17 protein-coding genes are annotated in these 19,621 nt (G+C 51.2%); 7 read left to right on the forward strand and 10 right to left on the reverse strand.

Going from position 1 to position 19,621, the window contains the following annotated elements:
- Window positions 1–50 precede the first annotated feature (50 nt).
- On the forward strand, window positions 51–158 hold the full coding sequence (locus D8682_RS27120; RefSeq protein ID WP_034494204.1) for a membrane protein: 108 nt from the start codon (window positions 51–53) through the stop codon (window positions 156–158).
- On the opposite strand, the gene D8682_RS08070 is transcribed toward D8682_RS27120, so the two are convergent.
- The 5 genes from D8682_RS08070 to bglX all read right to left on the reverse strand — a co-directional run bounded on the left by D8682_RS08070 (window position 139) and on the right by bglX (window position 6,362).
- Window positions 139–870 (reverse strand): ABC transporter permease, encoded by a 732-nt coding sequence (locus D8682_RS08070; RefSeq protein ID WP_121813988.1) that lies wholly within the window; start codon window positions 868–870, stop codon window positions 139–141. The genes D8682_RS27120 and D8682_RS08070 overlap by 20 nt on opposite strands.
- Window positions 854–1,813, reverse strand: coding sequence for an ABC transporter ATP-binding protein (locus tag D8682_RS08075; RefSeq protein ID WP_064548408.1), 960 nt, complete (start codon window positions 1,811–1,813; stop codon window positions 854–856). The genes D8682_RS08070 and D8682_RS08075 overlap by 17 nt, the downstream gene beginning before the upstream one ends.
- Window positions 1,810–2,967, reverse strand: a complete 1,158-nt coding sequence (locus tag D8682_RS08080) for an ABC transporter permease (RefSeq protein ID WP_121813989.1) — start codon at window positions 2,965–2,967, stop codon at window positions 1,810–1,812. Before D8682_RS08080 ends, D8682_RS08075 begins: the two co-directional genes overlap by 4 nt.
- A 12-nt stretch (window positions 2,968–2,979) precedes the next feature.
- Entirely contained in the window at window positions 2,980–3,891 is a 912-nt protein-coding gene (locus D8682_RS08085) for an ABC transporter substrate-binding protein (RefSeq protein WP_121813990.1), read from the reverse strand.
- 173 nt (window positions 3,892–4,064) lie between these two features.
- Window positions 4,065–6,362, reverse strand: coding sequence for a beta-glucosidase BglX (gene bglX, locus D8682_RS08090; RefSeq protein ID WP_121815664.1), 2,298 nt, complete (start codon window positions 6,360–6,362; stop codon window positions 4,065–4,067).
- Window positions 6,363–6,555: 193 nt separating this feature from the next.
- Here bglX and dld point away from each other — a divergent pair, with 193 nt between their 5' ends.
- Together dld and D8682_RS08100 are read left to right on the forward strand one after the other, a co-directional pair.
- Complete coding sequence (gene dld / locus D8682_RS08095) at window positions 6,556–8,280, forward strand: D-lactate dehydrogenase (RefSeq protein ID WP_121813991.1); 1,725 nt, start codon at window positions 6,556–6,558, stop codon at window positions 8,278–8,280.
- A 120-nt stretch (window positions 8,281–8,400) separates the two neighbouring features.
- Entirely contained in the window at window positions 8,401–8,958 is a 558-nt protein-coding gene (locus D8682_RS08100; protein ID WP_064548434.1) for a GNAT family N-acetyltransferase, read from the forward strand.
- A 9-nt stretch (window positions 8,959–8,967) separates the two neighbouring features.
- On the opposite strand, the gene pbpG is transcribed toward D8682_RS08100, so the two are convergent.
- Window positions 8,968–9,909, reverse strand: a complete 942-nt coding sequence (pbpG, locus tag D8682_RS08105) for a D-alanyl-D-alanine endopeptidase (protein WP_121813992.1) — start codon at window positions 9,907–9,909, stop codon at window positions 8,968–8,970.
- A 145-nt stretch (window positions 9,910–10,054) separates the two neighbouring features.
- Window positions 10,055–10,642 carry a Yip1 family protein gene (locus D8682_RS08110; protein WP_064548438.1) on the reverse strand — a complete coding sequence of 196 codons (588 nt, stop codon included), beginning with the start codon at window positions 10,640–10,642 and terminating at the stop codon, window positions 10,055–10,057.
- Window positions 10,643–10,814: 172 nt separating this feature from the next.
- Here D8682_RS08110 and D8682_RS08115 point away from each other — a divergent pair, with 172 nt between their 5' ends.
- The gene (locus tag D8682_RS08115; RefSeq protein ID WP_064548440.1) at window positions 10,815–11,384 is read left to right on the forward strand and encodes a DedA family protein; all 570 of its coding nucleotides are present in this window, start codon (window positions 10,815–10,817) and stop codon (window positions 11,382–11,384) included.
- Here the strand turns inward: D8682_RS08115 and D8682_RS08120 are convergent.
- From D8682_RS08120 to D8682_RS08130, 3 genes are all read right to left on the reverse strand, one after another.
- Window positions 11,381–12,154, reverse strand: coding sequence for an SDR family oxidoreductase (locus tag D8682_RS08120; protein WP_121813993.1), 774 nt, complete (start codon window positions 12,152–12,154; stop codon window positions 11,381–11,383). The two genes, D8682_RS08115 and D8682_RS08120, sit on opposite strands and share 4 nt — an antisense overlap.
- 127 nt (window positions 12,155–12,281) lie before the next feature.
- Window positions 12,282–13,727: a multidrug resistance outer membrane protein MdtQ gene (mdtQ, locus tag D8682_RS08125; RefSeq protein ID WP_121813994.1), complete on the reverse strand. Its 1,446-nt coding sequence runs from the start codon at window positions 13,725–13,727 to the stop codon at window positions 12,282–12,284.
- 187 nt (window positions 13,728–13,914) lie between these two features.
- The gene (locus D8682_RS08130) at window positions 13,915–14,739 is read right to left on the reverse strand and encodes a helix-turn-helix domain-containing protein (protein ID WP_370090862.1); all 825 of its coding nucleotides are present in this window, start codon (window positions 14,737–14,739) and stop codon (window positions 13,915–13,917) included.
- Between the two features lie 212 nt (window positions 14,740–14,951).
- On the opposite strand from D8682_RS08130, the gene D8682_RS08135 reads away from it, so the two are divergent.
- Genes D8682_RS08135 through D8682_RS08145 form a run of 3 tightly spaced genes read left to right on the forward strand, consistent with a single transcriptional unit; the run spans window position 14,952 to window position 19,564 of the window.
- The gene (locus D8682_RS08135) at window positions 14,952–16,526 is read left to right on the forward strand and encodes a family 78 glycoside hydrolase catalytic domain (RefSeq protein ID WP_121813996.1); all 1,575 of its coding nucleotides are present in this window, start codon (window positions 14,952–14,954) and stop codon (window positions 16,524–16,526) included.
- Between the two features lie 24 nt (window positions 16,527–16,550).
- Window positions 16,551–17,930, forward strand: coding sequence for a glycoside-pentoside-hexuronide (GPH):cation symporter (locus D8682_RS08140; RefSeq protein WP_121813997.1), 1,380 nt, complete (start codon window positions 16,551–16,553; stop codon window positions 17,928–17,930).
- Between the two features lie 50 nt (window positions 17,931–17,980).
- Window positions 17,981–19,564 carry a carbohydrate porin gene (locus D8682_RS08145; protein WP_121813998.1) on the forward strand — a complete coding sequence of 528 codons (1,584 nt, stop codon included), beginning with the start codon at window positions 17,981–17,983 and terminating at the stop codon, window positions 19,562–19,564.
- Window positions 19,565–19,621 lie beyond the last annotated feature (57 nt).

Below are 19,621 nucleotides of genomic sequence, written 5' to 3' on the forward strand. Positions count from 1 at the left end.
CCCTGCTTCATCTTATAATCGCAGACGTTATGTATGGAGCGAATATAAAGATGAAACTGAGTAAAATTGCCCTGGTGGGCGGTATGCTGGTGATGGCTATCGGTGGGATTGGCGGCGTAATGCTGGTTGGCTATATCGTCATCCTTCATGGCGCGTGATGTAACGTAATAAGCGTTCAAACAGGCGGTCGATAACCACGGCGGCCAATGCGACCAACAAAGCGCCTTGAATCACATAGGCGGTGTTAAAGCCGCTCAGCCCGATAATTATCGGCGAACCCAGGGTGCTGGCACCAACCGTTGAGGCAATCGCTGCGGTGCCGATATTAATGATCACCGAAGTGCGGATCCCCGCCAGAATCACAGGTGCTGCAAGGGGTAATTCGACTTTTCTCAGCATTTGCCAGCGGCTCATTCCGGCCCCCAGGGCAATCTCTTTTGTGGCTTCTGGTACCGCGCCAATCCCTGCTAACGTTCCCTGCAAAATCGGCAGCAAGCCGTATAACACCAGCGCGATAATTGCCGGTTGCTGACCAAACCCCATTACCGGAACGGCAATCGCCAGCACCGCGACGGGCGGGAAAGTTTGCCCAGCCGCGGTGATAGTTTCAACCAGAGAGCGAAACTCAAGTCCTGCCGGGCGTGTCACCGCGATACCCAGCCCCATGCCAATCACAATCGCCACCAAACTGGAAATCCCGACCAGCATAAAATGTTTGAGCGCCAGGGCGATAAAACTATCTTGTTGGTACAAAGGCCTTTCGAGTTCAGGGAAAAGCCAGCTGAACACGGGGCCGCTGTAAGGTAATACCGCTAACAATGCGATAAACAGCGCAATAAACCACAGCAGCGGGTCACGAAGCAGGCGCATTTTCACCCCGCATCTTTTCCCCCTGAACCAGGTCGCTAAAATGCAGCACCCCGCAAGGCTCACCACGCTGGTTCACCACCGGTAATTGCTGGCATTGGCGGTCAACAAACAGCGATAATGCCTCGCGCAAACTTAACGTTTCGCTGATTGGATCGCCTGCGATGCGCTCTTCCGTTCGCACCCGCTCAGCCACATGACAAAGTGACAACAGGCGTACACCAAGCTCACTGCGACCAAAGAAATCACGCACAAAATCTGTTGCCGGGCGCGTTAATAATTCCAGCGGTGTACCTTGCTGAACCACCTGCCCGCCATCCATCAGCACAATTCTGTCGGCCAGTGTTAGCGCTTCATCAATGTCGTGCGTCACCAGCACAATGGTGCGCCCAAGCAGTTGATGGATGCGGATAATTTCTTGTTGCAGCGCACCGCGTGTCACCGGATCAAGCGCGCCAAAAGGCTCATCCATCAACAACACTTCCGGGTCAGCCGCCAGCGCGCGCGCCACGCCAACACGCTGTTGCTGCCCACCCGAAAGCTGATGCGGATAACGGTCACGAAATTGCGCTGCTTCCAGGCCGAGTAAATCCAGTAATTCGTCAATCCGCGCACTGATTCGCGCTTTCGGCCATTTCAGCAATTGCGGCACGGTGGCTATATTCTGGGCCACATTCCAGTGGGGAAACAGGCCAATCGACTGAATCGCATACCCCATGCGGCGGCGCAGAACTTTGGCGTCAAAATTACGGATTTCTTCACCGGCAAAGCGGATACGCCCGCTATCGTGTTCGACCAGGCGGTTGATCATTTTCAGAGTGGTGGATTTTCCAGAACCTGAGGTGCCAATCAGCACCGTGAACTCCCCTTCCTTGATATGCAGCGACAAGTCGCTGACGGCTATCTCGCCCTGGAAGGATTTGCTGACATTTTCGAATTCGATCATGGCTGTTTTTCCTCAAGCAATGAGATAAACAGTTTAAAAAATGCGTCGAGGACAACCGCCAGCGCGATAACCGGAATTACACCGAGCAACACCAAATCCAGCGCGCTACTGAGTAACCCCTGGAAGATAATCGCCCCAAAACCACCGGCACCAATCAGCGCGGCAATCACCGTCATACCGATGGTCTGAACGCAGACAACACGCAGGCTGCGTAATAATACGGGTAGCGCCAGTGGTACTTCAGCCTGCCAGAAAATCTGCCAGCGCGACATGCCCATGCCTTCAGCACTTTCAATGATATTGCGTGGAACTTGCTGTAACCCTGCTACCACGCCGCGCACTAACGGCAATAGCGCGTACAGCACCAGCGCGATTAATGCTGGCGCGACGCCAATCCCGCTCACGCCCAGCGAACCCAGCCAGGGAAAAATCTTGACCAGCCCCGCCAGCGGCGCAATTAACAAACCGAACAACGCCACCGAAGGCACCGTTTGAATAACATTGAGCACCGAAAAGACCGAGGATTGCCAGCCTGGGCGGTTGTAACACAGCACGCCCAACGGCACGCCAATCAACAGCGCTGGCAGCAACGTCCCCAATAGCAGAGCTAGATGGCGCGACAGTGCATCATCAAAAACATCCTGACGGTTGGCATACTCTTTTAGCAGGGAAAGGTCGGAAAAAAATCCACTCAGCAGCAGTGCGAGAGGCACAACCCAGATCTGTATATTCAGCAGCAAACGCCAGAGTGCTTTGGGCGTCAGACGGTTGATGGCGTCAGTGCACAGCAGCAGGCATAAAGTTAGCGACAACCATAATCCGCTGCCCGGTGAGGAGCGCGCAAGCGTGCTTCCCTGCTGCGAAAACTGCGTTGCCGTGTTTCCCATCGCCCACAAAATAGCGATAAACGTCAGCTCGCCCACCAGGAGTGTCAATAGCAATGCAGGTGGCCGACAAGGTAACAGCGCCAGACAGGCCAGGATGAAAACCGCAACACAGAGAACCAGCCAGGCGTGCGCCGGGAGTTGGCTAAGCGCGATAGGCTCCCCGGAAACCAGGCGATTGGGTGCCAAATTGATAAACGGTAAAGCCGCGCCTGCCACCACCAGCAAAGTCACCAGTAGCAACAGGACACGATTATGAATTTTGAACAAACAGACATCCTGTTATTTCACGAAACCTTTCTGCTTCAGATAATCAGCAGCCACTTTTTTAGCGTCCAGTCCTTCCACCGCAATGCTGGCGTTCAGCTGTTGCAGCGTTTTCTCATCCAGCGAAGCAAATACCGGTTTTAACCAGTCGTCCAATTCCGGATACGCTTTCAGCACCGCTTCACGCACCACCGGCGTAGGGGCATAAATAGGCTGCACGCCTTTTGGGTCGCTCAACGTTTGCAGGCCAAGTGCCGCCACCGGGCCATCCGTTCCGTAGGCCATTGCGGCATTTACGCCCGACGTTTGCTGTGCGGCAGCTTTAATGGTGACCGCCGTGTCACCACCCGCCAGAGACAACAATTGCGGCTGCTCGAGTTTAAAACCATAGGCTTTTTCAAATGCCGGAAGCGCATCAGAGCGTTCAATAAATTCAGCAGAAGCCGCAAGTTTGAATTCACCACCCTTTTTCAGGTAAGCGCTGAGATCGTCAAGCGAAGTCAGTTTGTTTTTCTCGGCCAGATCTTTGCGAACCGCGATGGTCCAGGTGTTATTGGCGGGAGCGGGAGTCAGCCATACCAGATGATTTTTCTCGGCATCAAGTTTTTTAACTTTCTCATAACCTTGTTGCGCATTTTTCCATGCCGGATCTTTTTCATCTTTGAAGAAAAATGCCCCGTTGCCGGTGTATTCCGGGTAAATATCCAGCTCGCCTGCGGTAATGGCCCCGCGCACGACTGGTGTGGTTCCCAACTGGACTTTATTGACGGTTTTGACACCGTGGCTGTCCAGCACCTGCAAAATGATATTACCGAGCAGTGACCCTTCGGTATCAATTTTAGAACCCACTTTCACCGGTTCTGCGGCTTGAGCGCCTGCCGCCAGTAACACTAATCCTGTCATACCCCAACGCGCTGATAAGTTCATCGTACTTCCTCGTTGTTGTTCTTTGCTTAAAAATCATGGAGTCGCAAAAGTTTAGTCGAGAATTGAGGAATGGGAAAACGGGTGCTGGAAGTGAGAAATCTATCTGGCTCTTTTGCCCAATAAAAGAGGCCACCTTTTCACAGTGGCCTTTTATCAAAGTAACGACTTAAAGCTTATTTAAGTTCAAACTCGCTCTGTTTCACACGGGCAGAATCCAGCCCGATGAACACATTGAATTTGCCAGGTTCAGCAACGTGCTTCATCTGTGCGTTCCAGAACTTCAGCGCCTCAATGTCAATCGGGAAGCTCACGGTCTGGGTTTCGCCTGGTTTGAGCGTCACTTTCTTAAAGCCTTTCAGCTCTTTAACCGGGCGGCTCATTGATGCGGTGACATCCTGCAAATACAGCTGAACAACGGTTTCGCCTTCACGGTCGCCGGTGTTTTTCACTTCAACAGAAGCTTCGACTTTGCCATCGGCTTTCATTGATGGCGCTGACATTTTCACATCAGAAACCGTGAACGTGGTGTAGCTCAGGCCATAACCGAATGGGAACAGCGGGCCATTTGCTTCATCAAAGTAACGAGAAGTGTATTTGTTTGGTTTTTCCGGATTGTACGGACGGCCAGTATTCAGGTGGCTGTAGTAAACCGGGATCTGCCCGACAGAGCGCGGGAAGGACATCGGCAATTTGCCTGACGGGTTGTAATCGCCAAACAAAATATCGGCAACCGCATTCCCGCCTTCGGTGCCGCTATACCACGCTTCCAACAGCGCATCGGCTTGTTGGTTTTCTTTGACCAACGCCAGCGGGCGACCGTTCATCAACACCAGCACCAACGGTTTGCCAGTCGCTTTCAGCGCGGCAATTAAATCGCGCTGGCTTTGCGGCAGAACAAGGTCGGTACGGCTAGAGGCTTCGTGTGCCATGCCTTGCGCTTCGCCAACAACCGCCACCACCACATCGGCAGATTTCGCGGTGTTAACCGCTTCGTCGATCATCTCTTTAGCTGAACGAGGATCAACGCTCACCGCAGGTTCGTACTGGTTCAGGAAGGCAACGATGTCTTTTTCATCAGTGACGTTAGCACCTTTAGCGACCACGATTTTGGCGTTATCGCCCACCGCATTTTTGATACCCTGCAACACAGTGATGGTCTGATCGGCCACACCCGCCGCAGACCAGCTACCCATCACGTCGCGCTTGCTGTCAGCCAGTGGGCCAACCACGGCAATGGTGCCTGATTTTTTCAGCGGCAAGGTTTGTAGGCGGTTTTTCAACAACACCATGCTTTCGCGGGCGACTTCGCGTGCTTCTTTACGATGCAGGCGGCTTTCGGCGTTGGTATCTGCCGGGTCAGATTCTTTCGGCCCTAAGTGGCTGTATGGGTCGTTAAACAGCCCCATGTCATACTTCACGTTCAGCACGTGGCGCGCGGCATCATCCAGTTCTGCCATCGGTACCTCACCGCTTTTCACCAGCTCTGGCAAGTATTTGCTGTAGTACTCATCGCTCATACTCATGTTGATGCCGGAGTTCAGTGCGACACGCACCGCATCTTTCGGGTCACTCGCCACACCGTGCTTGATCAGTTCTTTAATCGCACCATGGTCAGAAATAGTGATGCCTTTGAATTTCCACTCATCGCGCAGCAAGTCTTTGAGCAGCCAGCTGTCAGACGATGCAGGCGTACCGTTTAATGAATTCAGCGCAACCATTACACCACCGCTGCCCGCATCAAGCGCGGCTTTGTACGGTGGCATATAGTCGTTGAACAAGCGCTGGGTGCTCATATCAACCGTGTTGTATTCCTTGCCACCTTCTACTGCGCCATAAGCGGCGAAGTGTTTGACGCTGGTCATTACCGAATAACGGTCTGCCGGGCTTTTGCCCTGCATCGCTTCAACCATGGTGCGGCCCATGATCGAGGTCAGGTAAGTATCTTCACCAAAGCCTTCAGAAACACGGCCCCAACGCGGATCGCGTGACACGTCGACCATCGGTGCCCATGTCATGTTCAGGCCATCATCAGCCGCTTCATAGGCAGAAACTCGGCCCACTGTTTTCACCGCTTCCAGATTAAAGGAAGAGGCTAAACCGAGGCTGATTGGGAACACGGTACGTTGGCCATGCACCACATCATAGGCAAAGAATAAGGGAATTTTCAGACGGCTGAGATCCATCACCTGGTCCTGCATGGTGCGGATATCGTGACGGGTTACGGTGTTGAAAATCGCCCCAACCTGCCCGTCTTTGATCATCTCACGAATGGCTTCTTTCGGGTTATCCGGCCCGACGCTGATTAACCGCAACTGGCCGATTTTTTCGTCAGTGGTCATTTTTTTCAGCAAATCGGTGACGAAAGCGTCACGGGCTTCAGGCGTTAATGGGTGCGGGCCAAACATTTCATTAGCCAGCGCGGGTTGCAGCGCAAGGCTAACTGCCAAACTTACAGAACAGAGCCATTTCATCGACATTACTCTCTTGCTCAAGCCGCCACGCGGGGCAGCACGAAGTGTTAAGAGGTGCAGTGTGCCACAACGACACAGTGGTAAGAAGAGCGGTTCCGATGTTATGTGCTGATTTTCCGAGCGTTTCGGAAGAATCATTAGTGAATTGCAAGCTATGCTTGAAGGCGTCACTATTTTCACAAAGAGTGGATAAATGTCTAACCCGTTTATTAATGAACTCAATCGCCTGGTTGGCAACCAACATGTATTAACCGATGCAGCCAAAACGGCACGTTACCGTAAAGGTTTCCGTTCCGGCCAGGGCGAGGCGCTGGCGGTGGTTTTCCCCGGCACGTTGCTGGAGTTATGGCGTGTGCTGAGTGCTTGTGTCAGCACGGACAAAATCATCCTGATGCAGGCCGCCAATACCGGTTTGACCGAAGGCTCAACCCCAAATGGCAACGATTACGATCGTGAAATTGTCATTATCAGTACGCTACGTCTGGATAAATTGCAGTTGTTGGACGGCGGAAAACAGGTGCTGGCATTCCCTGGCAGCACGCTATATCAACTAGAAAAAGCGCTTAAACCGTTGGGGCGTGAACCGCATTCGGTGATCGGTTCGTCGTGTATTGGCGCATCGGTGATTGGCGGAATTTGTAATAACTCCGGTGGTTCGCTGGTGAAACGCGGACCGGCCTATACCGAAATGGCGCTGTATGCGCGTATCGACGAGCAAGGCAAATTAACGCTGGTCAACCATCTGGGTATCGACCTCGGCGTGACGCCCGAACAAATCCTCGGCAAGCTCGATGACGAGCGTGTGAAGCCAGAGAATGTGCTTCACGACCAGCGCCAGGCCTCTGATAAAGATTACGCCGAGCGCGTGCGAGATGTGGATGCCGACACGCCATCTCGCTTTAACGCTGACCCAAGCCGTCTTTTTGAAGCTTCAGGCTGCGCCGGGAAACTTGCCGTTTTTGCGGTACGCCTCGATACCTTTGTTGCCGAAAAGCAAAACGAAGTGTTCTACATCGGCACCAACAAACCAGAAGTGCTGACGGAAATCCGCCGCCATATTCTGGCTAATTTTGAAAACCTGCCGGTGGCGGGCGAATACATGCACCGCGATATTTACGATATCGCCGAGGTATATGGCAAAGACACGTTCATGATGATCGACAAGCTCGGCACCGACAAAATGCCGCTGTTCTTTACCCTGAAAGGCCGCACCGACGCATGGATTGAAAAAGTCCCGTTCCTTAAGCCGCACTTCACTGATCGTGTGTTACAGCGTCTGAGCAACTGGAGCCCGAACCATTTACCGCCGCGCATGAAAGAGTGGCGTGGAAAATACGAACATCATTTGTTGTTGAAGATGTCGGGCGAAGGGATTGCCGAGGCGCGCACCTGGCTGGAGAGTTATTTCCAGCAGGCTGAGGGGGGCTTTTTCGTCTGTACGCCATCCGAAGGGGCGAAAGCGTTTTTACATCGTTTTGCCGCTGCCGGTGCTGCGGTGCGTTATCACGCGGTTCACGCCAGTGAAGTGGAAGATATTCTGGCGCTGGATATCGCTCTGCGCCGTAACGACCAGCAGTGGTTTGAGCAACTCCCACCAGAGATCAGCAGCCAAATCAGCCACAGCCTGTATTACGGCCACTTCATGTGCCATGTCTTCCACCAGGATTACATTGTCAAAAAAGGGGTTGATGTCCATGCGCTGAAAGAGCAAATGCTCGAGCTGTTACGCACGCGTGGCGCACAGTATCCGGCTGAGCATAACGTCGGGCATCTCTATGAAGCGCCTGACAGCTTAAAGCAGTTTTATCAGGCAAATGACCCGACTAACAGCATGAACCCAGGCATTGGTAAAACTACGAAGCATAAATGGTGGGAGGAAGCATCCTGTAGCCATACGCACCACCACAACCCTCATTAACTGTTGCCGTCAACCACCAGACCAGGGGCTATTTTTCGTTGGTTTTTCGTACTAAATTAAAATTCCAAAAAGTGGTGTGACCTTACGCCACTTAAATTTTTTTGCGTACAGGAGCGGGAGATGTCAGTGCTCGAAACAGTACCGAGTGTAGGATTACATGTTCGCGACGCCAGCGCCGATGATATTCCGGCCATCACCGCCATTTATGAATGGCATGTTCTGCATGGGCGCGGCTCTTTCGAAGAAGAGCCGCCAACACGTAGCCAAATGGCTGAACGTCTTAACGCAGTTCATGCCCTACAACTCCCGTGGTTGGTCGCGGTATATTGCGGAATTGTGGTGGGTTATAGCTACGCGACAGCTTATCGCCCACGCCCGGGGTATCGTTTTACCATTGAAGACTCGGTTTATATTGACGCCAGTATGACGGGCAAAGGTGTGGGTCGTGAGCTGTTAAGCCAGCTGATTACCCGTTGCGAGCAGGGGCCATGGCGGCAAATGGTGGCGATTATTGGCGATGGTGAAAACAATTCAGGTTCATGCCGTTTGCACAAAAAACTCGGTTTCGAAGTGGTTGGGCAACTACGCAATGTGGGATTCAAGCTTGGCGGCTGGCGCGATACGTTGATTATGCAGCGCCCGCTTAATGATGGGGACCGGACGCTGCCATTAAATTAGGGTATTGCTTTAATCGTCCTGAGCATTGCCCGCAACCGTATTGCTCGCCATTTGAGCAGACTTCTGCTTTTTATACGCCAGCGCTGATGAAGGCACAGGCGTCACTTTGCCCGTTTCCATCCAGTTGCGTAAACGGTTTGCATCGGCAAAGTGGGTATATTTGCCGAAGGCATCCAACACCACCAGCGCCACCGGGCGGTTATTAATCATAGTGCGCATCACCAGGCAATGTCCGGCATTGTTGGTAAAGCCAGTTTTAGTGAGCTGAATGTTCCATTTGTTGTTGTAAACCAAATGGTTGGTATTACGGAACGGCAGCGTATAAGCCGGATTGGCAAACGTCGCCATATCTTCTTTGGTGGTGCTCAACTGGCCAAGCAGTGGATATTGCTTTGATGCAATCAGCAGTTTGGACAAGTCACGCGCCGTGGAAACGTTTTGAATCGACAATCCAGTCGGTTCAACGTAACGGGTGTGCGTCATACCCAGGGATTTGGCTTTCGCATTCATCGCACGAATAAACGCGTTATAACCGCCAGGATAATGATGTGCCAGACTCGCCGCCGCGCGGTTTTCTGATGACATTAAAGCCAACAACATCATGTCTTTACGGTTAATTTCACTTTTCAGACGTACGCGAGAATAAATCCCTTTCATTTCAGGCGTTTGGCTGATGTCGACGCTGAGCATTTCATCCATCGGCAGCTTCGCATCCAGAACCACCATCGCCGTCATCAGTTTGGTGATAGAGGCAATCGGGCGCACCAGATCGGGATGGCTGGAATACAAAATTTTATTGGTTTGCAGATCGACGATCATAGCACTGCCAGAGGCTATTTCCTGTGTGGAACTCACCTGTTGTACGGTGGCTTTAGTCGCAGCCTGAGAAGCGAGTGGTGCGGCAATCATCAGCGCAAGGCTGAGCAACGATAGTCGAATTTTTGTCGGCATGGTGGCACTTCTGTAATTATTCAAGAATGTGATGTGTCCATCGAATCTGTTCACAGAACGTATGAATAGATGAGGCGTCAGCATAATACTCTGACGCCCCGGAAAACTGCCACAATTGATTCGTAATAAAATAGTTACCCACCGTTTAGAACAAACGGTATCCGTAACCCCACAAGATAACACTCAGCGCTAACAGGACTTCAAGCACCAGTACACCAATGGCGAGCGTTGAGCTAGAGAAGCTCATCCCCTCTTCTTTATTGATGCCAAGGAACTCGGGCACACCGACATACAGCAGGTAACCGGTGTAAACCAGCGCGGCAGCACCCACCAGAACACACAACCACACCAGCGGATACAGCGCCACAAGGCCACTTAAAAACAGTGGGGTCGCCACATATCCAGCAAACACCATGCAACGAGCCAGTGACGGGCGATGTGGATAGTTACGAGCCATCCACCACATGACACGCCCCATCACGGCGACACCAGCCAACATCAGTGCATAAAACAGTACGCCTAAATAGAATCCGGTAAACATCGACAATTGAACGAAGGTGCCGTCACCAAAATTCCAGCCAATTTGGGTTGTGCCGATAAACGCACAGATAACCGGAATGGCCGCCATGATTAACACATGGTGAGTGTAGTGATGTGATACCGTTTCGTTCTCGCGTTTTATATTCTGCATTTCACGATTAGGATGGGAAAAAAGCCCCCAGACATGACTCATAACGCCTCCTGACATGCCAAAAAAAATCGATTAAGCACAGTCAAAGTATAATGCACAGCGGCTTGATTGTTTTTTAATCAGATAAAAATAACTGGGGAAACGGAACAACATCTCCAACGGTCACAACCGCTATACTGAGGCTGTACAAAAACAAGGAATGACATTTAACACTGTGGATATTACTCAACTGATTGCGCATTACGGCTACGCCGCTTTGATTTTGGGCAGCATGGCTGAAGGGGAAACGGTAACTCTGCTGGGGGGGATTGCAGCACACCAGGGGTTGCTGAAATTTCCGCTAGTGGTTCTGTCCGTGGCGCTCGGCGGCATGATTGGCGACCAACTGCTGTATCTGGTTGGCAGGCGTTTTCGCGGTTCCATTCCTGCACGATTTCAAAAACACAAAAAGAAAATCATTAAAGCGCAGGATCTTATCAACCGTCACCCTTATTGGTTTGTCATCGGATCGCGCTTTATGTATGGCTTCCGGGTGATCGGGCCGATTTTGATAGGTGCCAGTCACCTACCTCCGCGGATCTTTTTGCCGCTCAATATCGTGGGCGCATTAATTTGGGCAACGCTTTTTACCACTCTGGGGTATATGGGCGGCGAAGTTGTTGGCCCGTGGCTGCAAAACCTGGACCAACATATAAAGCACTGGATTTGGTTGGTCGGCGTAGTTGCGGTGGTGTGGCTGGTGCGTTACTGGTTCAAACGCCGCGAGAACAATAAGTCAGGTTAACTTTTCGGTTTGAAATGAGGGTTGGCGAACATAAAACCGCCGTCGACGATAAACGATTGTCCGGTAGTGTAGCTGGCGCTGTCAGAGCACAACCATGCAACAAGACTGGCAATTTCTTCGGTTTCGCCAGCTCGCCCTAATGGGATCTCAGGAATTTTGCTTTTGACTCCGTCACCTTCTGCCATGTTGTTCATCGGCGTGGCAATAGCGCCGGGTGCAACAGCGTTGACCAGAATTTTATAATGCACCAGTTCCATCGCCATGGATTTGGTTAACCCGCCCAGCGCATGTTTTGCCGCCGTGTAAGCGCAGGCTTCAGGAAGCGGTGTGTGCTCGTGAACTGAGGTAATATTCACAATCCGCCCGCCATTACCCTGGGCTATCATGGCGCGCACCACTTTCTGCGAGCAGATAAATGCGCCGTCTACATCCACAGTGAACAGCCCGCGCCATTCCTCCAGGGTGACATCCAGGAAAGGGTTTTTACTCATCGCCCCGGCATTATTCACCAGCGCGTCCACACGCCCGAAACGCTCAATCAGCTCATCAATTCCGGCTGCGCCATCGGGAAGATGGGCTAAATCAAGCTGAACAGTTTCCGCTCGCCGCCCAAAACCGTTGACCTGACGCGCCGTGTCTTGTGCGCCCTGCTCGTCTGAATGCCAGGTGATGCCGATGTCATAGCCCTGCTGTGCCAGCATAAGCGCACATTTTTTGCCAATACCGGAATCCGCTGCTGTGACAATAGCCACTTTGTTAGCCGCACTCATCACCACCTCCAGACTATCTTTTAACCAGGATGTAAGTATAGGAGACGGTGGATGACGCTGACGCTTATCCGCCCTACAAAACCGAAACCGGTCGGGCAAGCGCAGCGCCCACGACATAACCCAGTGGCTATGCTTTCCCTGCCTGATACCCCCCGCCTAAAGCAGAGATCAACTGAACATCGGCGTTAAGCCACTGGCCGTGTAGCTGGATGGCTTTTGCCTGTTCAGACAAATCCGGCAAGGTCGCTGCGCTCATCCGCGCACCAGAAATGATCCCCGCTTTGTAACGAGCCTGCGCCAGAGCTTTGAGTTTTTGCGTGCCTTGCAAAATGGTGCGCTGATGCTCGTTTTCCGCCGCAACCGCATTCAGTTGGCTGGCGGCTTTTTCAACATCATTTACCGCACCAACCACCGCTTTGTTGTAGCTGGCAATGGATAAGTTACTTTCTGCGCGCACAATATCGAGGTTGGCGTTCAAGCGGCCACTGTCAAAAATAGGCAGAGTAAAGCCGCCAATCACGCCCATTTGCTGGGCTGAACCACGGAACAAATCACTCAAATGAAGCGCATCATTTTGCAGGAAGGCACTGAGGTTGACGTCAGGATAAAACGCAGCTTTGGCAGCATCGACACTGCTGAGCGAAGATTCGATGTACCAGTACGCTTCCTGAAGGTCAGGGCGGCGAGCCAGCAGCTCATAACCCATATGGTCCGGCACACGGCTACTGACTTTAGGCAACGGGACAGGTTTAATATTTGCAGCAGCATGCGCATCACCGGTTATCGCGGCGAGTTGTGATTTGGCGATATTAATGCGCCCGTCGATGTCATCAATCTGCTGCTGGGTTTTCACGAAATCGATATTGGATTCGACATCGTCAACTGACGAGTTAATCCCATGAGCGTACAGATTGGTTTCGACATTAACGATATTCTTCTGTGCCGCCAGGGTTTGTTGTTTGACATCTTTTAACGCCAGCAGGGTTTGCATATCCCAATATAAGCGCACAACATTGGCAGAAATCACCTGTTTGGCCTGGGCAAGTTCAGCCTGTTTCGCTCTCATGACGCCTACTTTTGCTTCCACTTCCGAGCGATTTTTGCCCCACAAATCCAGATCCCAACTAGCCGTCAGCCCAAAGTTACCGTTGGTGTAATAAGGCCCGGTGGTGCCGGCCGCCGGGTCAGTCAGAGCAAATGGCCCCATCACCCCTTCCTGGGACATTTTCTGACGCTCGATATTGGCGGAGAAATCCATTTGCGGGCCGTCACTCGCTTCCTGCATTTGCGTCTGGGCCTGCGCCAGCCTTATGCGCTGCTGCACAACGGCCAAATCCGGCGAGTCTTTCAGCGAACGTTCAACCAGCGTATTAATCTGGCTGTCATGATAACCACGCCACCAGTCACTGCCCGGCCAACCGTGCGCCAGCTCAGGAGGAAGTTTGGTATCCAACTGTTGTGGAGGTGTTTTTTGAGCAAGGGGTGCATCGTCATTGTGCATTGGCGCGCAGCCGGACAAAACGAGCATTAGCGCAACGCCAGTCGCCGCGAGAGGGAAACGTGAGGAAGTCATAATTAGCCACAGAGTAAAAGAAAGCGCTTAGGTTACGCATTCCAAAAGGCAAAAGTTTAGGTATCAGTGGCAATACATTGATGGTTAAAAAGGGATACAATTTGAAACTAGTTTATCTGCATTACTATTACTAGGATAAAAATATCACAAGCAAGTATCACTATAGTGATTAAATTTTGACAGGGCTTCACCCTTCCACCCGCTTGCGCTCAGCACTCGGCGTTACGCCAAAAACTTTCTTATACGAGGTGGTGAAATGGTTGCTGTTGGCAAAGCCACACAAAAAAGCTACTTCGGTGATCGTCATGTCGGTTTCTTTGAGCTTGACTCGCGCCGAGACCAGGCGCAGGCGTTTCAGATAGTTTTCCGGCGTCAGCCCCGTCACCTCTTTAATATGCCGTGACGTGGTACGTTGAGTCAGGTGAAACTGATTTGCCAGTTGCTGCCAGTCAATCTCGTTAAAGCAGTTTTCTTGCAAATAACTGAGTAACTTATGCAGTTTGTAGCGGGTATTGCTGTATTCAGCCTGCGACTGCGCATAAATGATTTGCGTCACTAAGGAAAAAAACAGCGACTCTTTTAAAGCCTGATTGTCAGCCCCCGAACTCTGCTGGTGGAAAATGTCGTTAATCAGCCGTTTGCACTGTGCTTTAGTCTCCGGCGTAAGCCAGCCGTAATTTGCCGCCGTGTTGCCCGCAATACGGTTCAATAATTGTTCTATTCCGGTTAAATAAACAAACTCCAGCTGCGGATTAATTAAAATATTGATGAGCTTTAAGGTGCCCAATTCATCGTAAAAATGAACATCGTTCTCGCAAATAAAAAACACATCGCCCTGCTGGATAAAAATCGGCTTGCCATTAATCACATGCAGGCCGTGCCCTTCCTCAACAATCACCAGCTCCTGAAAGCTATGGCTATGCTCGCAGTTGTTGTCTTCCGGGTCGCTGGCATAAAGAGAAAGCTTGGTCTGCTCATCGGGAAAATACTTACTGACTTCTAACTTATTAATCATTACGTTCTCGCAAAACCCACCACTCTGGACTGTGGGAAAAATAAAACACTCCGGCCTAAATAACGATCCCGATTTTTCAAATTGTGACAACCAACCACTGCACCCCACTGAAAATGCCATTCACTAACAATTACTGGCAGCCTGAGAATAGATGAAAAACAGCGTTGCCCTCTAAACTCGGCTCATTGCTTCATCATTAAGGGCTCGGTATGTCACAGGCATTGCAGAAAAATGGTCATCTAAAGATGGTTCGTCATCCACCTATGTTGGCCAAAGCACAGGAACTCATTCCTGAACTCTATCACCATGATGTTCTCCCCCAGGCGATGATTAGCGCGCAGCCGGATGCGCAGCAAATTCACGGTTGGCGAGCGGATGTCGTGAACAGCACAGAAGATTTCTTCCAATACGATTTCGCGCAGGGCGAGCACGTCATTATTGATTTCGGCAAGCATTGCGTCGGTTACCTGGAGTTTACCTGCGAAGCGGTCGGCAGCCCGCCAGATGCTCCAGCGCATCTGCAATTTATCTTTGGTGAAACGCTCGCAGAAGTGGTTGAGCCTTTTTCTGAATATAACGGTTGGTTGAGCAGCAGCTGGCTCCAGCAACAGGACTGTTATCTGGATGAATTGCCAGGCCATACGCGACTTTCACGTCGTTACTGCTGCCGCTATCTGCGCATTAACGTTCTGGCGCTGTCACGCAAATTCCAGCTGCGTTTTACCTCTCTGAAGCTCGATACCGTCACTTCCGCGTCGCTTACCACCCTACCCGCCTGCAAGACCGCGGATCTTCAGTTAAAACGCATTGATGAGGTGGCCGTTAACACCCTGAAAAACTGCATGCACGACGTGTTTGAAGACGGACCAAAACGCGACCGCCGCTTGTGGCTCGGTGATTTGCGCCTGCAAGCGCTGGTGAATGATGTCACGGTGCAAAATTACTCCCTGGTCAAACGCTGTCTTTATCTTTTCGCTGCCATGACGCGGGAAGATGGCATGGTGTCGGCGAATATTTTTGTTAAGCCGCAGGTCATTGCTGACGATACTTTCCTGTTCGATTACGCACTGTTTTTTGTCGATGTGCTGCAAGAGTACGTCGCGGTGACTGATGACAGCGAAACACTGGCGCAGCTTTGGCCGCTCGCCTGGCGGCAAATCGAACTGGCCATGGAGCGAGTCGCCGAAAACGGTATCGTACGTGACAGCAGCGACTGGTGGTCATTTATTGACTGGCACGAAGACCTCAACAAGCAAGCGGCGTCTCAGGGGGTGCTGATCTACTGCCTCAACAAAGCCTTAATGCTGGCGCGAACTTATGACAGCAGCAAAGTCACCTGGCTTGAAGCACAGATTACGACGCTGAAAAGTGCGGCACTGCGCGAACTTTGGGATCCACAAAGCGGCTTTTTTGTCAGTGGTGAATCGCGACAAATTTCCTGCGCTTCGCAGGTCTGGCTGGTGTTGGCAGATGTCGGTACGGCGGAAAGCCAACGCCAGTTGTTAGCCAATCTGTTAACTCATCCACCGGAAATTCAGATGAACACGCCCTACATGATGCATCATTATGTCGCGGCGTTGTTGCAGGTGAATGAGCGAGAGCAAGCCACCCACGAGATCAAACGCTACTGGGGGGCGATGGTGGAGCACGGAGCCGATACATTCTGGGAGCTTTTTGATCCACTACAGCCTGATTTTTCCCCTTATGGAAGCAAGCTCATCAACAGCTATTGCCACGCCTGGAGCTGCACTCCTTCGTGGTTCATTAGAAAGTACCTACTGTAAAACAACAACGTCGAGAACCTACTTATGTCTACCTCTACTGTATGGCGGCAACGCTTCGGCTACGGCATTGCGGACTTGTCCTGCAACCTCGTGTGGCAAATGATCTCGTTGTACCTGATGTACTTTTATACCGATGTGATGGGGCTACCCGCCTATTATGTTGGCCTGATGTTCCTTGTGGCACGTCTGGTGGATGGTGTCGCAGATGTGCTGATGGGGCTGGTGATCGATAACACCAGCACCCGTTGGGGCCGCTGCCGCCCTTACCTGCTGATTGGTGCGGTACCTTTCGGCTTGCTGTGTGTGCTGGCGTTTTACGTACCCGATTTTGGCACCACAGGCCGGCTGATTTACGCCTTCATCACCTACTTGTGCCTGTCGTTTCTCTATACCATCGTCAACATCCCGTTCTGCGCGATGCTGCCATTCCTGACCAGTGAATCCAAAGAGCGCACCACACTTTCAACGGTACGCATCTTGCTGGGCTCGCTAGGTTCGACGATTGTCGCCGTCGCCACATTGCCGCTGGTAAAAGCGCTGGGCCAGGGCAATCAGGAGCACGGTTTCTTATATACCGCGATGGTATTTGGCGTGATTGCGACCTTCTTTTTGCTGATTAGCTTTCGCAATGTCGAAGAGAAAATCAATATCACCTCAGAAAAGATGACCTTAAAACGTGCCTGGGTCAGCCTGCGCAATAACCCGCCGTGGTTTGTTTTTGCAGTGAATATCTTCCTGATTTGGGGAGCCTTTTTCTTCCAGACGGGTGCACTGGTGTACTTCTTTAATTACTACGTCGGCAATAGCGAATTAACCGCGCTGGTGGCTGGGATCTCAACTTTCGTACCATTATTGGGCACGCTGACGGTTCCGTTACTGGCAAAACGCATGAAAAAACGCCACGTCTATCTTATCGCCTCTGCGATCAATCTGGCGGGTATGGCAGTGATGATTTTCGCCGGTGTAAACGTGATGGCACTGGTCGCAGGGGCAGTTATTTTGTCACTCGGCGCCGGGCAACGTACCGCGATTTATTTCTCAATGCAGGCGGACCCTGTTGATTATGGCGTCTGGAAAACCGGAATTAATACCGCCGGAATTTTAACCTCCATTAATGGTTTCCTGGGCAAAGTGGCGATGGCCGGCGCGGGCGCTATTACCGGAATTATGCTCTCCGCCAGCGGTTATGTGGCTAATCACGCACAAAGTGTTGATGCTTTATTCGCGATCAAAGCCTGTTATCTCTATATTCCTGCGGCGTTAATTGTCGTCTCAATGTTCTGGATAGGTAAATTTTATCGCCTCGATGACCATTACGAACAAATCCGTGCCGATTTAGATTCTGGTATTAACGCAGCCAATTCAGACCCTGCTTTTAATTTAAATAAGAGTCGTGCGATGTAATCAAGAAGTTTAATTAAAAAATACCTCTGATTTTTACAAGGAATTAATTGATGCGTATCACAAAGATTCGCGCAGGGATCCTCTGCGCCTTTTTTGGGCTGGGTTATTACTCCTCAGTTCAGGCTTCAACACCCTTATCAATAGAACAAAGACTGGCATTGTTGGAGTCGAGATTAAATCAGGCCGAACGAGAAGCGAGTGAAGCCAGGCTCCGGGCTGATAAAGCAGAAAAGCGCACCATCGCCGCCGAACAACAGCTTGCGCAGGTAACGAAGAAACAAGAAAAACAAACACAACAGATCGAAACGGTGGAAAAAAATAAACGTGATGATGGCTTTGAGTTTTCCGCTTACGCCCGTTCAGGGCTGCTGATTAATGAGCATGGGAAAGGCGGTCGCGGTGGACCAGGTGTTTCACCCGCAAGTTCATTAAATGGCGACGCGCATGTCGGGCGCCTCGGCAATGAAAAAGATAATTACGTCGAATTAAGTTTCAATAAGAAAATGAGTTTTGATGACGGTTCATGGGCACATTTCAAAACCATGTTGGCCGATGGGGCTAATAACCCTGACCCATGGGTTCAGGATAATGACAGCCATCATATCAATATTCGCCAACTTTATGTCGAAATGGGTGATCTGGCAAGCTTCGGTGGCGTCGCGGAACACGCCATATTATGGGCAGGCAAGCGCTTTGACCGTGATAATTTCGACATTCACTTTACGGATAGCGATATTATGTTCCTCGGTGGAACCGGGGGAGGAATAAATGATGTGCAGTGGACGGATAAATTAAAATCTGACTTTAACGTTTACGGGCGTAATTTTGGCGACCTCGGTAGCGATAATTACAACGACAATGACATTCAGAACCTGATGTTTACGGCCAATAACTTCTACAACAACTGGCAATTAATGTTAACCGGCATGACAGCGCAAGGAAATGACGACTTAAAAGACAACACCTCAACCACCGGAAGCTACGCTTTGCGCAGCGATAATACCGCCAAAAATGGCTATTACGCGATGTTGGCCTACCATGATAAATCCAGGTTCTATGGCCTGGCCCCGGGTGTTTCTGAGACAGCGCTACAATATGGCGGTGGCTTGGGTGCAGAAGCACGCCAACCTGGTAGCGACGGGGATTTAACCGAGAATGCGAAATCCTTACGCTTTGCCTCTTACGGCATCGTACCGGTGAGTAAAAACTGGGAACTGGCTCCATCGGTTATTGCCCAGCACAGTGAGGACCGTTATCGCGATGGCGATCGTTACGATTGGGCAACCTTTAACCTGCGCGCTTCACAGGCCATTACGCAAAACTTCGCCCTGCTTTATGAGGCCTCCTGGCAATATATGGATTTAGATCCGAATGGCCGAAGCTACACCTCGGACGGATCAACCTATAACTATCAGGCGGTAAAAGGGGATTTCTACAAGCTGACCTTCGCACCCACCTTTAAAGTCGGCAATGTCTTCGATATTAAAGCACGCCCAGAAATTCGCTTCTTTGCCACGTATATGAACTGGTCAAAAGAGCTGGATCATTATGCCATCAATGATGATTTCGGCAGCACAGGCTTCACCGCAGGCGGGAACTGGAACTTCGGCGTACAGTCGGAAATTTGGTTCTGACAGGTAAAGCGCCACCCTCAGCCTGGGGAACTCTTTCCCCAGGCTAATAACTTCATT

Source organism: Buttiauxella sp. 3AFRM03 (genome assembly GCF_003675305.1).
Classification (GTDB): Bacteria; Pseudomonadota; Gammaproteobacteria; order Enterobacterales; family Enterobacteriaceae; genus Buttiauxella; species Buttiauxella ferragutiae.

Excerpts from the sequence above, each read along its gene's own strand:
- pbpG (WP_121813992.1), bottom strand. The coding sequence starts at position 9,909 with ATGCCGACAAAAATTCGACTATCGTTGCTCAGCCTTGCGCTGATGATT.
- dld (WP_121813991.1), top strand. The coding sequence starts at position 6,556 with ATGTCTAACCCGTTTATTAATGAACTCAATCGCCTGGTTGGCAACCAA.
- bglX (WP_121815664.1), bottom strand. The coding sequence starts at position 6,362 with ATGAAATGGCTCTGTTCTGTAAGTTTGGCAGTTAGCCTTGCGCTGCAA.
- D8682_RS08070 (WP_121813988.1), bottom strand. The coding sequence starts at position 870 with ATGCGCCTGCTTCGTGACCCGCTGCTGTGGTTTATTGCGCTGTTTATC.
- D8682_RS08100 (WP_064548434.1), top strand. The coding sequence starts at position 8,401 with ATGTCAGTGCTCGAAACAGTACCGAGTGTAGGATTACATGTTCGCGAC.
- mdtQ (WP_121813994.1), bottom strand. The coding sequence starts at position 13,727 with ATGACTTCCTCACGTTTCCCTCTCGCGGCGACTGGCGTTGCGCTAATG.
- D8682_RS08135 (WP_121813996.1), top strand. The coding sequence starts at position 14,952 with ATGTCACAGGCATTGCAGAAAAATGGTCATCTAAAGATGGTTCGTCAT.
- D8682_RS08075 (WP_064548408.1), bottom strand. The coding sequence starts at position 1,813 with ATGATCGAATTCGAAAATGTCAGCAAATCCTTCCAGGGCGAGATAGCC.
- D8682_RS08110 (WP_064548438.1), bottom strand. The coding sequence starts at position 10,642 with ATGAGTCATGTCTGGGGGCTTTTTTCCCATCCTAATCGTGAAATGCAG.
- D8682_RS08140 (WP_121813997.1), top strand. The coding sequence starts at position 16,551 with ATGTCTACCTCTACTGTATGGCGGCAACGCTTCGGCTACGGCATTGCG.
- D8682_RS27120 (WP_034494204.1), top strand. The coding sequence starts at position 51 with ATGAAACTGAGTAAAATTGCCCTGGTGGGCGGTATGCTGGTGATGGCT.
- D8682_RS08145 (WP_121813998.1), top strand. The coding sequence starts at position 17,981 with ATGCGTATCACAAAGATTCGCGCAGGGATCCTCTGCGCCTTTTTTGGG.
- D8682_RS08120 (WP_121813993.1), bottom strand. The coding sequence starts at position 12,154 with ATGAGTGCGGCTAACAAAGTGGCTATTGTCACAGCAGCGGATTCCGGT.
- D8682_RS08085 (WP_121813990.1), bottom strand. The coding sequence starts at position 3,891 with ATGAACTTATCAGCGCGTTGGGGTATGACAGGATTAGTGTTACTGGCG.